Consider the following 15,720-nt stretch of genomic DNA (forward strand, 5'->3'; position numbering starts at 1 on the left):
CAGGCATTATGGCTTTCTGAAGGCGATACTCAGGGAGGTTGGTGATTTGCGTAACATTTCCGATCTCATTGAACAGTACCTCAAGCAAATGCTGGACGGCAGCGAAGAAGGCGCGGTGGAGATTCAGCGCAACGACTTGGCCGACCGCTTCTCCTGCGTTCCTTCCCAGATTAACTACGTGATCAGCACGAGGTTTACGCTGGAGAAGGGCTATATGGTCGAGAGCAAGCGGGGCGGGGGCGGATATATCCGCATTCAGCGCGTCGATCTTCCTGCATTGAAGACCCTTCAGTACCATATCGAGCGGACGGTAGGCAACAGCGTCGATCAAAGCGCCGCGGAAGGGCTGATCTATCAGCTTCAGGAAGCGGGCATGATTACGGCGCGCGAGTCCAATCTGCTGAGGGCGGCGATCCACCGGGATACGATCGCGCTCATGCTGCCGCTTCGGGACGAGATGCGCGCTAGGCTTTTGCGGTCCATGCTCATCTCGCTGCTCGTCAAATAGGGAATAGTGGAAGGAGGGACTGTGGCTTGTATTGCCAAGAATGCGGCAAGAAGCCGGCAACGCTTCATTTTACGAAAATCTTGAATGGCGAGAAGACGGAGTTCCACATCTGCGAAAGCTGCGCCCGAGAGCGGGGCGAGAGCATTCCGGGTTCTCCGAACAGCTTCTCCATCCACAGCCTGTTATCCGGCCTGCTGGACTTTAATGCCATAGGAAATTCCGCTTCGGCGCTGAACAATGCGCCTCAGCAGCCCGTGCGCTGCGAAGAATGCGGCTTGACGTACACGCAATTCAGCAAGATCGGCCGGTTCGGCTGCAGCTCCTGCTACCAAGCATTCGAAGGTAGGCTTGATCCGCTTCTGAAGCGCGTGCATAGCAGCACCATGCACAGCGGCAAAATTCCGAAACGTTCCGGCGGGCGAATCCAGTGCAGGAGAGAAATCGAACGATTGCGCAGAGACTTGCATACCCATATCGAACAAGAGGAATTCGAAAGCGCGGCCAAGCTTCGCGACGAAATCCGCGAACTCGAGCGCAAAATAGCGGAGCTATAAGAAATGGAAGTTCAAAACATTCGGTTGTCAGTACCGAGAAGGTTGAACGAAGACGAGGCACGAGTATCGGAGCGTAGCAGAGCTACGTGAGAAACGGAGGGACCGTCTGAGTTCAAGATTCGAAGTCGAATAAACATCTTGAGTAAGCATCGTAATGGCAAGCGGAGGTTTTGAATCTCCTCTTGAGGAAAGGAGTGATGGTGGTGTCAAAACATCGTTTCTCACAAGATGCGCTGAGCGATTGGATGAGGGGTCTCGGTCCAGATTCCGACGTCGTCATCAGCAGCCGTGTGCGGGTGGCCCGCAATTTGCGGCATCAGCCGTTCCCGATGCTGGCGACAGGCGCGCAAGCGACGGAAGTGCTGGATCAGCTTGCCGATGTGAGCAAGTCGGGGAAGCTGGACGAGATCGGATCATTCGAGACCATCCTCCTGTCCGAGCTTAGCGAGCTGGACAAACGGGTGCTGGTGGAGAAACATCTCATCAGTCCGAATCTGGCGAACGAGTCGCGAGGCGGCGCCGTCGTACTTAGCGAGAACGAAGCGGTTAGCATCATGATTAACGAAGAGGACCATTTGCGCATTCAATGTTTATATCCCGGTTTCCAAATCGGCGAAGCATGGGCATTGGCCAGCGGAATTGACGATATTTACGAAGAAGAGGCGGATTACGCGTTCGACGAGAAACGCGGGTACCTGACGACCTGTCCGACGAACGTCGGAACGGGCATCCGGGCATCAGTTATGATGCATTTGCCGGCACTCGTGTTAACGCAGCAAATCAACCGGATTTTGACGGCGGTCACGCAAGTTGGTCTGGCGGTCCGAGGCCTCTATGGGGAAGGCAGCGAAGCGCTCGGCAATCTGTTCCAAATTTCGAATCAGATTACGCTCGGCCAGTCCGAGACGGAAATCATCGATAACTTGCACGATGTCGCAAGACAAATTATCGAACATGAAAGAGCGGCGCGAAAGCGGCTCTTGGCGGATTCGAGATTGCGGACGGAAGACAGGGTGAAACGATCCTTCGGCATTCTGTCCCATGCGGTGATCATGGATTCGAAGGAAGCGGCGCAGCGCCTGTCGGACGTGCGGCTCGGCGTCGATCTGGACCTGCTGCCTGGCGTTACGCCTCAAGTGTTGAACGAGCTGCTTGTGATGACGCAGCCGGGATACCTGCAGCAAACGTTTAACGAGAAGATGAGTACCGAGCAACGCGACGTAAGGCGCGCGGAGCTCATTCGGGAGAAATTGAAGGTTGTTGAATCTGAATCCGAGATTGATCATGGGGGTGCAGGAATATGATGTTTGGAAGATTTACGGAACGTGCGCAGAAGGTGCTGGCACTTGCTCAAGAAGAAGCGGTACGCCTCGGCCATAACAATATCGGAACGGAGCATATCCTGCTCGGTTTGATCCGGGAAGGGGAAGGCATCGCGGCGAAAGCGCTGATCGGGCTCGGACTCGGTCTGGAGAAGATTCAAGACGAAGTCGAAGCGCTGATCGGACGCGGCCAAGAGCAGCCGAACAATATCGCATATACGCCACGGGCGAAAAAGGTCATCGAGCTGTCGATGGACGAAGCCCGGAAGCTCGGCCATACTTACGTCGGCACGGAGCATATCCTGCTTGGCCTGATCCGTGAAGGGGAAGGCGTGGCGGCACGCGTCTTGAACAACCTTGGCATCAGCCTGAACAAGGCGCGCCAGCAAGTGCTGCAGCTGCTGGGCAGCAGCGAAGCAGTGTCGAGCAACCACGGCACGCAGACGAACGTAAGCACGCCGACGCTGGACGGTCTCGCCAGGGACTTGACGGCTTACGCGAAGGAAGGGAACCTGGATCCGGTTATCGGCCGGAGCAAAGAAATCGAGCGCGTCATTCAAGTGCTCAGCCGCCGAACCAAAAACAATCCGGTGCTCATCGGGGAACCGGGCGTCGGCAAAACGGCGATCGCGGAAGGGCTCGCGCAAAAAATTATCGCGAACGAAATTCCGGAGACGCTTCGCGACAAACGCGTTATGACGCTGGATATGGGATCCGTCGTGGCCGGTACGAAGTACCGCGGCGAATTCGAGGACCGGCTGAAGAAGATCATGGATGAAATCCGCCAAGCGGGCAATATCATTCTGTTCATCGACGAGCTGCACACGCTCATCGGAGCGGGCGGCGCGGAAGGCGCGATCGACGCCTCCAACATTCTGAAGCCGGCGCTTGCTCGCGGCGAGCTGCAGTGCATAGGCGCGACGACGCTGGACGAATACCGTAAGTATATCGAGAAGGATGCCGCGCTGGAGCGCCGCTTCCAACCGATTACGGTCGACCAGCCTTCCGTCGACGAAGCGATTCAAATCCTGCACGGCCTGCGCGACCGTTACGAGGCGCATCACCGCGTGAAAATTACGGACGAATCGATCGAGCAAGCGGTGAAGCTGTCTGACCGTTACATTACGGACCGCTTCCTGCCGGACAAAGCGATCGACTTGATCGACGAGGCGAGCTCCAAGGTAAGGCTGAACTCCTATACGGTACCGCCGAATCTCAAGCAATTGGAGAACCGTCTGGAAGATATCCGCAAGGAGAAGGATGCCGCGGTTCAAAGCCAAGAGTTCGAGAAAGCGGCAGCGCTCCGCGATACGGAGCAGAAGATCCGCGAAGAGCTCGACGTAACCAAGAATCAATGGAAAGAGAAACAAGGCCGCACCGATTCCGAGGTGACGCCGGAGGATATCGCGCAGGTTGTTGCAAGCTGGACCGGCATTCCGGTCAGCAAGCTGGCCGAAGAAGAAACCGAGCGTCTTCTGAAAATGGAAGATATTCTGCATGACCGCGTCATCGGCCAGGAGGAAGCGGTCAAATCGGTCTCCCGCGCGATTCGTCGCGCAAGAGCGGGACTGAAGGATCCAAAACGTCCGATCGGCTCGTTCATCTTCCTTGGTCCTACCGGCGTCGGCAAAACCGAGCTGGCCCGCGCGCTCGCGGAAGCGATGTTCGGCGACGAAAACGCGGTTATCCGCATCGACATGTCGGAATACATGGAGAAACATTCGACATCCCGACTGGTCGGCGCTCCTCCGGGGTATGTCGGCTACGAAGAAGGCGGCCAACTGACCGAGAAGGTTCGCCGCAAGCCGTACTCTGTCGTCCTGCTAGACGAGATCGAGAAAGCCCATCCGGAAGTATTCAACATCCTGCTGCAAGTGCTGGAGGATGGACGACTGACCGATTCCAAAGGACGCGTCGTCGACTTCCGCAATACGCTGATCATCATGACGTCGAACGTCGGCGCGGATCAAATCAAGAAAAATTCGTCCCTCGGCTTCACGGCCGTGCAGGACGCGGGTCGCGACTTCGCCGTCATGAAGGATAAAGTCATGGCGGAGCTGAAGAAGAGCTTCCGTCCGGAGTTTCTGAACCGGATCGACGAGACGATCGTGTTCCATTCGCTCGGCGAAGAGCATATCGCCCAGATCGTCACTTTGATGTCCGACGAGCTGCGCAAACGCCTGAGAGAGCAGCAAGTCGACTTCACCTTGACGGATACGGCTAAGAGCTTCCTCGCGAAGGAAGGTTACGATCCGCAATACGGGGCACGTCCGCTGCGCCGCGCGATCCAGAAGCATATCGAGGACCGTCTTTCCGAAGACTTGCTGATGGGTCTGATCCAGAAGGGCGACTCCTTCGTCATCGACGAGAAGGACGGCACGCTCGTCGTCTCGAAGAACGTCAAGAAACCAACTGAAGCCGAGGAAGAATCGGCGGCGAAATAAAGGCGAGCAAAAGCAACGAATCGAGCAATAGAAAAAAAGCATCCTCCTGAGCGAGGATGCTTTTTTTTGCATAAATTAAACCTTCTGATTGAATAAAAACTGCTTTGTACTCGAATTTTAATCTCTTCATTTTGTCGATTTTCACTGAAAATCAATCCATTGGCAATCAAGTTGGATAGGAAGGAAATCATTCACAATTGAAGCCGATTCGACCGATAATGAATCTAACCGAAAGTCGGCATGCTAAAGCTACAATAATTTTCGTACAGGATACGCCTTTCTTGGATCGGCATATAATGGTAAACTTTGAAGACAAGTACCGTTATTGCGTGTTCAAAACGATCCGTTTTGAACAACCTCTGTTAGAAGGAGTTCGGCATGGCAAAGATAAAAACAAAGTTCGTATGCACCGAATGCGGCAACGAGTCGGCGAAGTGGCTGGGCAAGTGTCCGGGCTGCCACGCATGGAACACGATGGTGGAAGAGAAGGAAACCGTCGTAAAGACGAAAGGCGTCGGCTTATCGGGAATCCATACGAAAGAAAAACCCCAATCGATCATACATATAGAAAGCGGGCAAGAGCCGCGCATCGAAACGAGGATGGTAGAGCTTAACCGGGTGCTCGGAGGCGGCGTCGTGCCGGGTTCGCTCATTCTGGTCGGCGGAGATCCCGGCATCGGCAAGTCGACGCTTCTGCTGCAAACCTCCCATGCTTTGGCCGTCAAAGGACTCAAAGTGCTGTACATATCCGGCGAGGAATCCGTTCGCCAGACGAGACTGCGGGCGGACCGGCTGGGCGCGCTTACGGAAACGCTTTATGTACTGTGCGAGACGAATATGGAGCATATTAATGATGCGATTGAATCCATAGATCCGGATTTCCTGGTCATCGACTCCATCCAGACGGTATACGATCCAAGAGTCGAGTCTGCGCCGGGCAGCGTATCGCAGGTTCGCGAATGCACCGCGCACTTCATGCGGACGGCGAAGATCAAAGGCATCGCGACCGTGCTCGTCGGCCACGTGACGAAGGAAGGCGCGATTGCGGGTCCTCGCCTGCTTGAGCATATGGTCGACTGCGTGCTCTACTTCGAAGGAGAGCGTCACCATACATACCGGCTTCTGCGCGCGGTCAAGAACAGGTTCGGCTCGACGAACGAGATCGGCATTTTCGAAATGAACGAGGACGGCCTGCGCGAGGTATCCAATCCATCGGAGCTGTTCTTGTCCGAGCGGCCGCTCGGCGTATCCGGCTCTACCGTCGTCGCGAGCATGGAGGGCACAAGGCCCGTGCTCGTCGAGCTGCAGGCGCTCGTCGCCACGACCAACTTCCCGTCTCCGCGGCGGATGTCGACGGGCATCGATCATCACCGGATGGCGCTGATCATCGCGGTGCTGGAGAAACGCAACGGGATGTTTCTCCAGACGCAGGATGCCTACTTGAACGTAGCGGGAGGCGTCAAGCTTGATGAGCCAGCCGTAGATCTGGCGGCAGCGGTCAGTCTCGCGTCCAGCTTCAGGGATGCGCCGACGAAGCCTTACGACGTTATTTTCGGAGAAGTGGGGTTAACGGGCGAGGTTAGGGCGGTATCCAGGGCGGAGCAGCGCGTGAAGGAAGCGGAGAAGCTTGGCTTCAAGCGGGTCATCATGCCGGAGAAAAGCCTAAAGGGTTGGAAAGCGCCGGCGGGAATCGAAATCATCGGCGTGAATACGGTAGCGGAAGCGTTAAAGGCAGCGCTTGGATAGGGGGTATAGATTAGATGAAAGAACCGACGCATCAAGAAGTCATGAATCAGTTGCTGCAACTAGTGGCGCCAGGCACCCCATTTCGCGAAGGATTGGAGAACGTGCTGCGGGCGAAGACGGGCGCGCTGATCGTCGTGGGCTACAGCCCCGAGGTCATGGAAGTCGTCGATGGAGGTTTCTCCATTAATTGCGATTTCTCACCGAACTATCTCTATGAGCTGGCTAAGATGGACGGGGCCATCATCATGAGCGAGGATATGCGGCGCATTCTGTATGCGAACACGCAGCTGATTCCCAACAGCTCGATCCCGTCGATCGAGACGGGGATCCGGCACCGGACCGCGGAGCGCGTCGCGAAGCAAACCGGCAAGCTGGTCGTGTCGATCTCGCAGCGGCGCAACATAATCACCTTGTACCAAGGCAATTTGCGTTACTCGCTCAAGGATATGGGCGTCATCCTGACCAAGGCGAATCAAGCGATCCAGACGTTGGAGAAATACAAGGCCGTGCTTACCCAGTCGCTGACGAACTTGTCTGCGCTGGAGTTCGAGGAGCTTGTCACGCTCCAAGAGGTGGCGCATGTCATCCAACGGGCGGAGATGGTGCTTCGCGTCAAGCTGGAGATCAGCCGATATATTACCGAGCTTGGCACGGAAGGAAGGCTCGTCAGCATGCAGATGGATGAGCTCGTAGGAGGCGTCGAGGAAGATGCTTGGTACCTGCTCAAGGATTACGCGAAGGAAAATTCCGACGAGAAAATCCGAGAAATCCGTCTCGGCCTGAAGAAGCTGAGCTCCGACGAGCTGCTGGACGAATCGCCGATCGTACGGTTGATCGGATACCCGCATACGAATAATATGGCGGACGAATCCGTGCTACCGAGAGGTTACAGGCTGTTGAACAAGATCCCGCGTCTGCCTCTGATCATTATGAACAATTTGGTGGAACGGTTCGGGCGCCTGCCGCACATTCTAATGGCTACGATAGAAGAGCTGGACGAAGTTGACGGCATCGGCGAGGTTCGGGCGCGCGCAATCAAGGACGGACTGAAGCGGATTCAAGAGCAGATGTTCATTGACAGGCAAATCTAATTCCAATACAATGGATAGAATGTGTTCCAATTATTGATCGGCGGATAGGCGAAATTGTGGGGCATAGTAGAGAAGAGGTGGAATAGATGATCGCAAAATCGATACCGAGCCTTCTCACGGTGGGTAATTTATTTCTGGGCATTATAGCCATCATCATGGTGTTTAATGGAAAACCGGAGATGGCGGCGATGATGGTGTTGATCGCTATGCTGCTTGACGGCGTGGACGGTCGCGTCGCGCGCGCGCTGAACGCGCAGAGCGAATTCGGCAAGGAGTTGGATTCCTTATCCGACGTCATTTCGTTCGGGGTGGCGCCTGCTTTTATCATGTACGTGGTTGCATTCCAAGAGCTCAGTCCGGCCTTAGCCTGGATCGTGACTGCGCTGTTCCCGATATGCGGGGCGCTGCGCCTCGCGAGATTCAACGTCATTACAAGCTCCGTCGGCTACTTCATCGGACTTCCGATACCGGCGGCTGGCGGCGTGCTCGCTACGCTGGCTTTGTTTAAGGAAGATATTCCGGTGGGCGTTCTGCTCGCCAGCACGCTGCTGTTATCGTTCCTGATGGTCAGCACGATCCGGTACCCGAACTTCAAGAAGGTCGGCATTCCGCGTAGCGCAATCTGGGTCGTTCCGATCGTCGTTGCCGTATCCATCGCGCTGGGATTGCTATTCGAGAACCAGCTATCCAAAATCCTGTTCGTGCCGCTTCTGCTTTACGCGTTGTACGGCCTAAAAAAAAACGTTGATCGCAGACTTCCCAAGCTGCGCAAACGCCGCAAGCTGAAGGAAGAAGACGCCGAATCGGCGAAATCCGAGAAGCCTGCATAATGTCTAAAGTGGGCATGAATGAAGAAAGAGAGGGCGATCAGCCCTCTCTTTTTCGATTTTTGACACTATCGCGTAAAATAAGCTCTGTTTGCAGTTGGACATGATGTTCCGTCTCGCGATCTTCAAGCATTTCGATCAGAAGCTGCGCCGAATGAAAACCAAGCTCATATTTATGCTGATGAACAGTAGTGAGCGCGGGGCTACAATAGGCGGTCAGGTTTATATTGTCAAAGCCGATAATCGAAATATCGTCGGGCACGCTCGCTCCCGATTGCTTGACCGCGTTCAATGCGCCCAGCGCCATCAGATCGCTTGCGCAAAACAAAGCGGTCACATCGGGACGAGCTTTCAGAATAGCCATGGCTGCCTCGTAGCCGCCCTTTTCGGAAAACTGTCCGTCAAGGACAAGCGACTCGTCATAAGGAACGCCATGTTCACGCAACGCCTGTCGATAACCCGCAAGCCTCAACAAGCTTACATCAGCCTGTATATGACCGTTAATCATCGCGATATGGCGATGGCCGGATAAGATCAAATGGCTCACAGCGGAATATGCGCCGGCTGTATTGTCTGAAGTTACGTACCCTACGTTTGTCCCCTCCAGGGCAATATCAATCAGCACACAAGGAATATCCGACGATACGATCTCTTTCAGATAGGGATCGTCGAGACGTATCCCCATAATAATAACGCCGTCGACGCCTCTTTCCTGGCATAAGGTTTTGTACGATTTGAGCTTCTGTTTCTGAGGCGTTGTGCTGAACAGGACCAGATCGTAATCCAGTTCGCCCGCCCTGTCGTTAATGCCGCAAAGCACTTCGTATGCGATGTTGTCCTTGGAGCTGTCACGGGTTACGTTGGACAGCAGCAAGCCAAGCGTTTTTGTTTTTTTGGATATTAACGACCGAGCGGCCATATTCGGGCTATAGCCGAGCTGCTTCGCTATCGATTCGATCTTCCGACGCGTGTCTTCGTTGACGTCGAAATATCCGTTCAAGGCGCGAGATACGGTTGTGACGGACACTTGCGCAGCTTTGGCGATATCTTTAATCGTGACCATTAAAACGCTCCACCAATCCGAAAATTTATTTTTTTATTGGGTCTTGTAAATGCTTTCATGATGATCTATAATTCGATTATACCGCATCCGAAACGTTTTGGAAAGTTTGAGAATGCAGTTAAAAAGGCGAAAGCCATTTTTTTTATCCAATATCCAAAACGTTTCGGATATTGGAATGAAAGGAGCATGCGTCTTGAACGATTTAGTCATCAAAGAGAACGACCTATTCCTGACGACGGATAAGGGAGGGGATATTCCGGATGGAGATACGGCGGGGAGAGGCTTGTATACGAAGGATACCCGTTTCTTAAGCCGAATGGAAGCACGGATCAATGGAAAGAAGCCGGTGCTGCTGTCTTCTTCGGCAGATGAAAATTACATTTCGACGATTCGGATGACCAATCCTCATATGGAGGAAAACGGCGAGTTGATTCTGTGGAGGGAATCGGTAGAAATCGAACGGACGCGTTTTATTTATGACGGCGCTTTGTATGAAAGCTTCAAGCTGACCAGCTATTACCCGAAAACGATCCGTTTCGACTTTTCGCTTTTGCTGGACGCGGACTTTGCCGATATGTTCGTCGTCAGAGGCTTCCAGCATGGAGAGCTCGGAGCCAAGACGGGAGTACGAAGCTACCCTCAAAAAAGGATCATAGGCTATATTGGAGCGGACAATGTGCGACGGGAAACGATGATCCAGTGGGATTGTCCCGAGAGCAGGGTGGACGAAAGCGGCGAGCTTCATTTTGACCTGGAGCTCAGACATCGGGAGGAAGCGATTATCCGATTTTTCATCGCCCCGTGCATTGACGGGAACGAGCCGGTTAAGCACGAGACGGACTATGCCATGGGGAAACTGCGGGCATCCTATGAGGAATGGAACCAAGCATCGACGGCGGTTCGCAGCGACAATGAGCTGTTCAACCGGCTGTATCATCGCAGTGTGCAGGATCTGAGGGTACTGCTGACCGACCTTGGTTATGGGAGCTTCCCTGTAGCCGGTCTTCCCTGGTTCTCGGTGCCGTTCGGCCGAGACAGCCTGATCGCCGCATTGCAAATGCTATCTCTTAATCCCGGTATCGCGAAGGGTACGCTGTTGACGATGGCCGCCTATCAGGGTAAGCGTGTGGATGAATGGCGCGATGAGCAGCCTGGCAAAGTGATGCATGAAATCCGGTACGGCGAGCTTGCGGGCACGAATCAGGTGCCATTCACCCCCTATTACGGCACGATTGATGCTACGCCTCTGTTCCTGCTTCTGGCTGTGGAATATTATGCCTGGACAGGGGACGGCGATTTGATCGTCAGCCTAATGCCTCGTTTGGACGCGGCTCTGAATTGGGTGCGGGAGTATGGCGATCTGGACGGCGACTTCTTTGTGGAATATTATCAGCAATCTTCCAAAGGCATCGCCAATCAAGGCTGGAAGGATTCGGCCGATTCTATCGTTCATCGGGGAGGCGACTATGCCGAGGCGCCAATCGCCTTGGTTGAGGTGCAAGGATATGTGTATCAGGCGTTGACGAAGCTTGCGCCAATCTACAACAGGCTGGGGCGCGCGTCGGAGGCGCTTCAGATGGAGCAATATGCCGAAATACTGCGAGACCGGTTTGAAGACAGCTTCTGGATGGAGGATGAACAGTATTATGCCATCGCGCTCGACAAGGACAAGAAGATGGTACAATCGGTCACATCGAACGCGGGTCATATTCTGATGTCCGGAATCGCGTCGCCCGAGCGCGCCGCGGCTGTCGCAAGACGTCTCGTTGCGCCGGATATGTTCAGCGGATACGGCATTCGCACGATGAGCGCAAACGCTTCCGGTTATAACCCGATGAGCTACCATGACGGCAGCATCTGGCCGCATGACAATTCCTTGTCTCTGCTTGGATTAAGCCAATCCGGATTTATTGAGGAAGCGCTTTCGGTTATACAAGGGCTGTTGGCCGCCGCGGAGAAGTTCGAATATTACAGACTGCCGGAACTGTTCTGTGGTTATGACAGCGCGTTGCGTTCTCCTGTGCCTTATCCCGTCGCGTGCTCGCCGCAGGCATGGGCTGCGGGTACTCCGCTTGTATTCATACAGACACTTCTGGGCCTTCGACCGGATGCACTGTCCGGGAGCATTGCGCTTAGACCGTCGCTGCCGGACGGAATGAACCTTCTTGAAGTAACAGGACTTCAAATTGGAGGCGGAAGATTAAGCGTCCGCATAACAAGAAACGATGCATCTGATTTGAAGCTTGAGATCTTGTCCAACACAACGGGCTTTAAGTTGATTGTACCCTAGGCTTCACATTTTCTTTATCCATAGAGCAAAGAAAAATTTAGGGAGGTTGAATGAAAGATGCGACAAAAAAGCACGATGATTTTGGTTTTGTTAATGGCGATTGTATTGGTGCTGTCTGCTTGCAGCGGAGGTCAGAAAGGCAACTCGGGCGGTGACTCTGGAAATGCGAATGAAGGAACGGCCAATACGGGCAACGCGAATTCGGGGGAAGGAAAAAGCGGCGAGCAGGTAACCGTTACATTGGCAGGTTGGGGCGCGAGTCCCGAGGAGCAGGAGCTTCTAAGCCAAACGCTGCGTGAATTCGAAGAAAAATATCCAAATATTAAAGTCAAACATGAAGTAATAGCCGACCAGTACATGGACGTAATCAAGACGCGCCTGATCGGCGGAGAAGGTCCCGACGTTTTTTACCTTGACGCTTTTGAAGCTCCCGCGCTGATGGAGCTTAACGTGCTGGAGCCGCTTGACGGTTATGTAACGGCCGATTTCGACGTTGCGGATTTTGAGCAGCCTATGGTGGATGCGTTTAAGCTTAACGGCGCAACCTACGGATTTCCGAAAGATTTTTCGACGCTGGCTATGTTTTACAATAAAAAAGACTTTGCCGAGGCGGGCATTGCGTCGCCGCCGACGACTTGGGAAGAGCTGGAGGCAGCGGCGGCTAAGCTTACGAAAAAAGAAGGCGACAAAGTGGTTCGTTACGGCTTCGGCGTTGCGCCTGAGCTTGCCCGCCAAATGTTCATCGTTCAAGCTTACGGCGGTCAGGTGTCGGACGGCGAAGGAAAAGCGGCGTTTGCGTCGCCGGAAGCGCTGCAAGGCTTGCAACGCGTCGTAGATATGCATTTAAAAGCACAAACCTCCGGAGAGCCTAAAGATGTGGGAGCCGGCTGGGGCGGCGAGATGTTCGGCCAAGGCAAGGCGTCGATCGTTTTTGAAGGCAACTGGGCGATACCGTTCATCGACGGCACTTATCCAGATTTGGATTACGGCACGGCCGAGATTCCGACGATGAACGGCAAAAAAGGCACGATGGCGTTTACGGTTGCTTACGTCATGAATAAACAAGCCAAAAATAAAGAAGCCGCATGGCAATTGATCTCTTATTTGACAGGCAAGGAAGGGATGAAAACCTGGACGAGCAAAGGCTTTGCGCTTCCAACACGCAAATCGGTGGCGGCGGAGCTGGGCTTTGACAAGGATGAATTCCGCGGTGCTTTAGTAGCGGGCGCTTCGTATGCGACGCCTTGGCAGGCGGGAGCCACTTTGCCTACGATTATGAACAACTTCAACAATCAGTTTATCGATGCTTATATGGGCAATTCCTCGCTGGAAGACGCGATGCGAAAAGCGCAGGACACCGCGAATAAAGAAATTGAAGCGGCGAAGTAAGAGACGAAGAGGGAGGGGAGAGAGCTCTCCCCCCTCTTCCTTTTCTCTGTCGGGAAAGGAGAGGTGAAGCATGAATCGGGTTTCGCCGTGGAAGAGGAAGCTGAGAAACAATGTGACGGGCTACTTGTTTTTGCTTCCTACTATTTTGGTGCTGGGCACTTTTTTGTTTTTGCCGGTATTTTATTCGCTTTATTTATCCGGCCATCGAGTAAGCCTGCTTGGCGAGGTCAGCTACAATTGGGTCGGTATAAAAAATTTCGTTCGTCTTACGGGCGACGAACGCGCTTGGATCGCAGTCAAGAACACAGCGGAGTTCGCGCTGTTCGTCGTGCCGTTGCAGACGGCGTTCGCCATTCTGCTGGCTGTTATTTTGAACGCCAAGCTTCGATTCAAAAACTTTTTCCGGGTCGTATTTTTTATGCCCACCGTAACTTCTTCTGCGGTTTTATCGCTTATATTCATGTGGATTTACAATTCAAACGGGCTGTTGAACCGGATGCTGGAGCTGCTTGGCCTTCAGGGCTATAACTGGCTTGGCGATCCCGCGGTTGCCATGAAAGCGATCATGATCATGAATATCTGGTCGACGGCTCCGTTTTTTATGGTCGTATTTCTGGCGGCGCTTCAGGACATACCGGACTCCCTGTACGAATCGGCGATGCTGGACGGTGCGGGGGCGTGGCGGAGGTTCTTCTCGATTACTTTGCCGCTGATTAAGCCATCCATATTTTTTGCGGTGGTAATGGGCATTATCGGGACATTCCAGCTATTTGACCAATCCTATATATTCTCGGCCGGTTCAGGCGGACCGAACAATTCCACCTTGACCGTAGCGCTGCTGATTTATCAGTATGCATTTAAAAATCTGGATTTCGGATACGCTTCGGCTCTTGCGGTTATGCTGGCGGCGATCATTCTGATTGCTACGCTGATTCAAAGGAAGCTGTTTAAAGAAGAGAAGCTGAATTAGGGAGGGATAAGAGATGGTCATCAAACAAATCGGATGGGGCAGAGCTTTGCTTTATATTTTGCTATTCTCCTACGGCATTGTAACGCTAACTCCCTTCTTATGGGCGCTGTCGTCTTCATTTAAACCGTTAAGCGAAATTGTATCAGGGAGCATTAACTTCATTCCGCGGAGCTTTACGCTGCAGAACTATTACGACATCTTTGTCAGAGAGCCGTTATTCTTGAGATGGATGTTTAACAGCGTATTTATTGCGATCGTCTCGACAATATGCAACGTTCTGTTCAATTCGATGGCGGGATACGCTCTGGCGCGAATCGACTTTGCCGGCAGCAAATTTATGTTTATTCTCATTCTAGCGGTGCAGATGATACCAGGCCAATTGACGATTGTTCCCACCTATTTGATTATGCAGCATTTGGGACTGTTGAACAGTTATGCCGCATTGACTTTGCCGATGATGGCTAACGCAACGTTTATATTTATGATGCGCCAGTTTTTTCTGAGCTTCCCCAAAGAATTGGAAGAGGCGGCTTCAATGGACGGATTGACGAGATTCGGCACCTTTTTCAAAATAGCCCTGCCGCTAGCCGTTCCCGCGATGGCCGCGCAAACGATCTTTGTTTTCATGGGCGCATGGAACGAGTTTTTGAAGCCGCTTATGTTCATTTCCGATAAGTCGATGTTTACGTTAACGCTTGGCTTGAATACGTTTAAGGGACAATATATCAGCTACTGGAATTACATTATGGCGGCATCTATGGTGTTTACTTTGCCGGCGCTTATGATTTACGCGTTCTTTAATCGTTTTTTTATTAAAGGCATTACATTTACAGGGAGTAAATAATAGATGCCGCTTCGAGCGGTCGGGTCGCCGTAACGGGCAATCGAGAGCTGCAAACCAAAAAAGGGTTGAGGACATAGGTCCTCAACTCTTTTTGTTGTGTATGGCAACGGTCTCTCTTGGTGAGTTTAAGTCAGGTTGAATAGGCCAAGCGTCGAGCACTTGTCATATTCGTCGGCGACTACTTGATCAAGCTGGATTTGAAGCAGATTGCATAATGCGGTCATGTAAAACAAATTGCGTCCAAGCTCGCTCTTCAGCACTTCATTGCAATGCTCGCATAATGCGCCTGACAGATGGCTTTGCAACGTTTCTTTGGCATTCTCGAGACCGAGTTCGTCCGAATATTGCTGCTTCCTCGCGTTCAGTTCGATGCAGCCGCAATCCGTTACCGCCTTCGTGACGGCACGGTTCACCGATGCGCCGGATTGGCCGAGCTTGGACATGACGTCGAGCAAGCTGCGATGCCGGAGCAGAAGCTCCGATACCTGCTGCTGGAATTGATCCAATGTTGGAGCGTTCATGGATTCCACCTCAAATCACCCGCCTTAGTAGTAGTCATCACTGACTCCATTATAATCCTCCGAAGCAGCGTTTTCCACATGCCGGAAGATGCAGTATGCAAAAACGTAGGAGAGGCGAACCGGCGTTTCGGGAATCTTTTGCAAAAAAGGA

The 15,720-nt window shown here is 53.0% G+C and carries 13 protein-coding genes; 11 read left to right on the forward strand and 2 right to left on the reverse strand.

Features of this window, described 5'->3' with window-relative positions; all coding sequences use genetic code 11:
* Positions 1-46: 46 nt before the first annotated feature.
* The 7 genes from RB620_RS21690 (at position 47) to pssA (ending at position 8,495) form a co-directional block, all read left to right on the forward strand.
* On the forward strand, positions 47-508 hold the full coding sequence (locus tag RB620_RS21690; protein WP_308097984.1) for a CtsR family transcriptional regulator: 462 nt from the start codon (positions 47-49) through the stop codon (positions 506-508).
* Between the two features lie 26 nt (positions 509-534).
* A complete protein-coding gene (mcsA, locus tag RB620_RS21695) occupies positions 535-1,062 on the forward strand; it encodes a protein-arginine kinase activator protein McsA (RefSeq protein ID WP_308097986.1) in 528 nt (175 codons plus the stop codon).
* A 203-nt stretch (positions 1,063-1,265) separates the two neighbouring features.
* Positions 1,266-2,366 (forward strand): protein-arginine kinase McsB, encoded by a 1,101-nt coding sequence (gene mcsB, locus RB620_RS21700; protein WP_308097988.1) that lies wholly within the window; start codon positions 1,266-1,268, stop codon positions 2,364-2,366.
* Positions 2,363-4,828: an ATP-dependent protease ATP-binding subunit ClpC gene (gene clpC / locus RB620_RS21705; protein WP_308097989.1), complete on the forward strand. Its 2,466-nt coding sequence runs from the start codon at positions 2,363-2,365 to the stop codon at positions 4,826-4,828. The genes mcsB and clpC overlap by 4 nt, the downstream gene beginning before the upstream one ends.
* A 378-nt stretch (positions 4,829-5,206) precedes the next feature.
* Positions 5,207-6,574 carry a DNA repair protein RadA gene (gene radA / locus RB620_RS21710; protein ID WP_308097990.1) on the forward strand — a complete coding sequence of 456 codons (1,368 nt, stop codon included), beginning with the start codon at positions 5,207-5,209 and terminating at the stop codon, positions 6,572-6,574.
* A 14-nt stretch (positions 6,575-6,588) separates the two neighbouring features.
* Positions 6,589-7,665, forward strand: coding sequence for a DNA integrity scanning diadenylate cyclase DisA (gene disA / locus RB620_RS21715; protein WP_308097992.1), 1,077 nt, complete (start codon positions 6,589-6,591; stop codon positions 7,663-7,665).
* An 86-nt stretch (positions 7,666-7,751) separates the two neighbouring features.
* Positions 7,752-8,495, forward strand: coding sequence for a CDP-diacylglycerol--serine O-phosphatidyltransferase (gene pssA / locus RB620_RS21720; RefSeq protein WP_308097994.1), 744 nt, complete (start codon positions 7,752-7,754; stop codon positions 8,493-8,495).
* Positions 8,496-8,532: 37 nt separating this feature from the next.
* Here pssA and RB620_RS21725 read toward each other — a convergent pair whose 3' ends face one another.
* Positions 8,533-9,555, reverse strand: coding sequence for a LacI family DNA-binding transcriptional regulator (locus RB620_RS21725; protein WP_308097997.1), 1,023 nt, complete (start codon positions 9,553-9,555; stop codon positions 8,533-8,535).
* A gap of 193 nt (positions 9,556-9,748) precedes the next feature.
* Here RB620_RS21725 and RB620_RS21730 point away from each other — a divergent pair, with 193 nt between their 5' ends.
* The 4 genes from RB620_RS21730 (at position 9,749) to RB620_RS21745 (ending at position 15,048) form a co-directional block, all read left to right on the forward strand.
* Positions 9,749-11,845: an amylo-alpha-1,6-glucosidase gene (locus RB620_RS21730; RefSeq protein ID WP_308097999.1), complete on the forward strand. Its 2,097-nt coding sequence runs from the start codon at positions 9,749-9,751 to the stop codon at positions 11,843-11,845.
* 57 nt (positions 11,846-11,902) lie between these two features.
* Positions 11,903-13,234, forward strand: a complete 1,332-nt coding sequence (locus RB620_RS21735; RefSeq protein WP_308098001.1) for an ABC transporter substrate-binding protein — start codon at positions 11,903-11,905, stop codon at positions 13,232-13,234.
* A 70-nt stretch (positions 13,235-13,304) separates the two neighbouring features.
* Positions 13,305-14,204 (forward strand): carbohydrate ABC transporter permease, encoded by a 900-nt coding sequence (locus RB620_RS21740; protein WP_308098003.1) that lies wholly within the window; start codon positions 13,305-13,307, stop codon positions 14,202-14,204.
* A gap of 13 nt (positions 14,205-14,217) precedes the next feature.
* Complete coding sequence (locus tag RB620_RS21745) at positions 14,218-15,048, forward strand: carbohydrate ABC transporter permease (RefSeq protein ID WP_308098004.1); 831 nt, start codon at positions 14,218-14,220, stop codon at positions 15,046-15,048.
* 125 nt (positions 15,049-15,173) lie between these two features.
* On the opposite strand, the gene RB620_RS21750 is transcribed toward RB620_RS21745, so the two are convergent.
* Positions 15,174-15,569, reverse strand: coding sequence for a DUF1573 domain-containing protein (locus tag RB620_RS21750; protein ID WP_308098005.1), 396 nt, complete (start codon positions 15,567-15,569; stop codon positions 15,174-15,176).
* Positions 15,570-15,720: the final 151 nt, after the last annotated feature.

This window comes from Paenibacillus sp. LHD-117 (assembly GCF_030929555.1).
In the GTDB taxonomy this organism is placed as follows: Bacteria; Bacillota; Bacilli; order Paenibacillales; family Paenibacillaceae; genus Pristimantibacillus.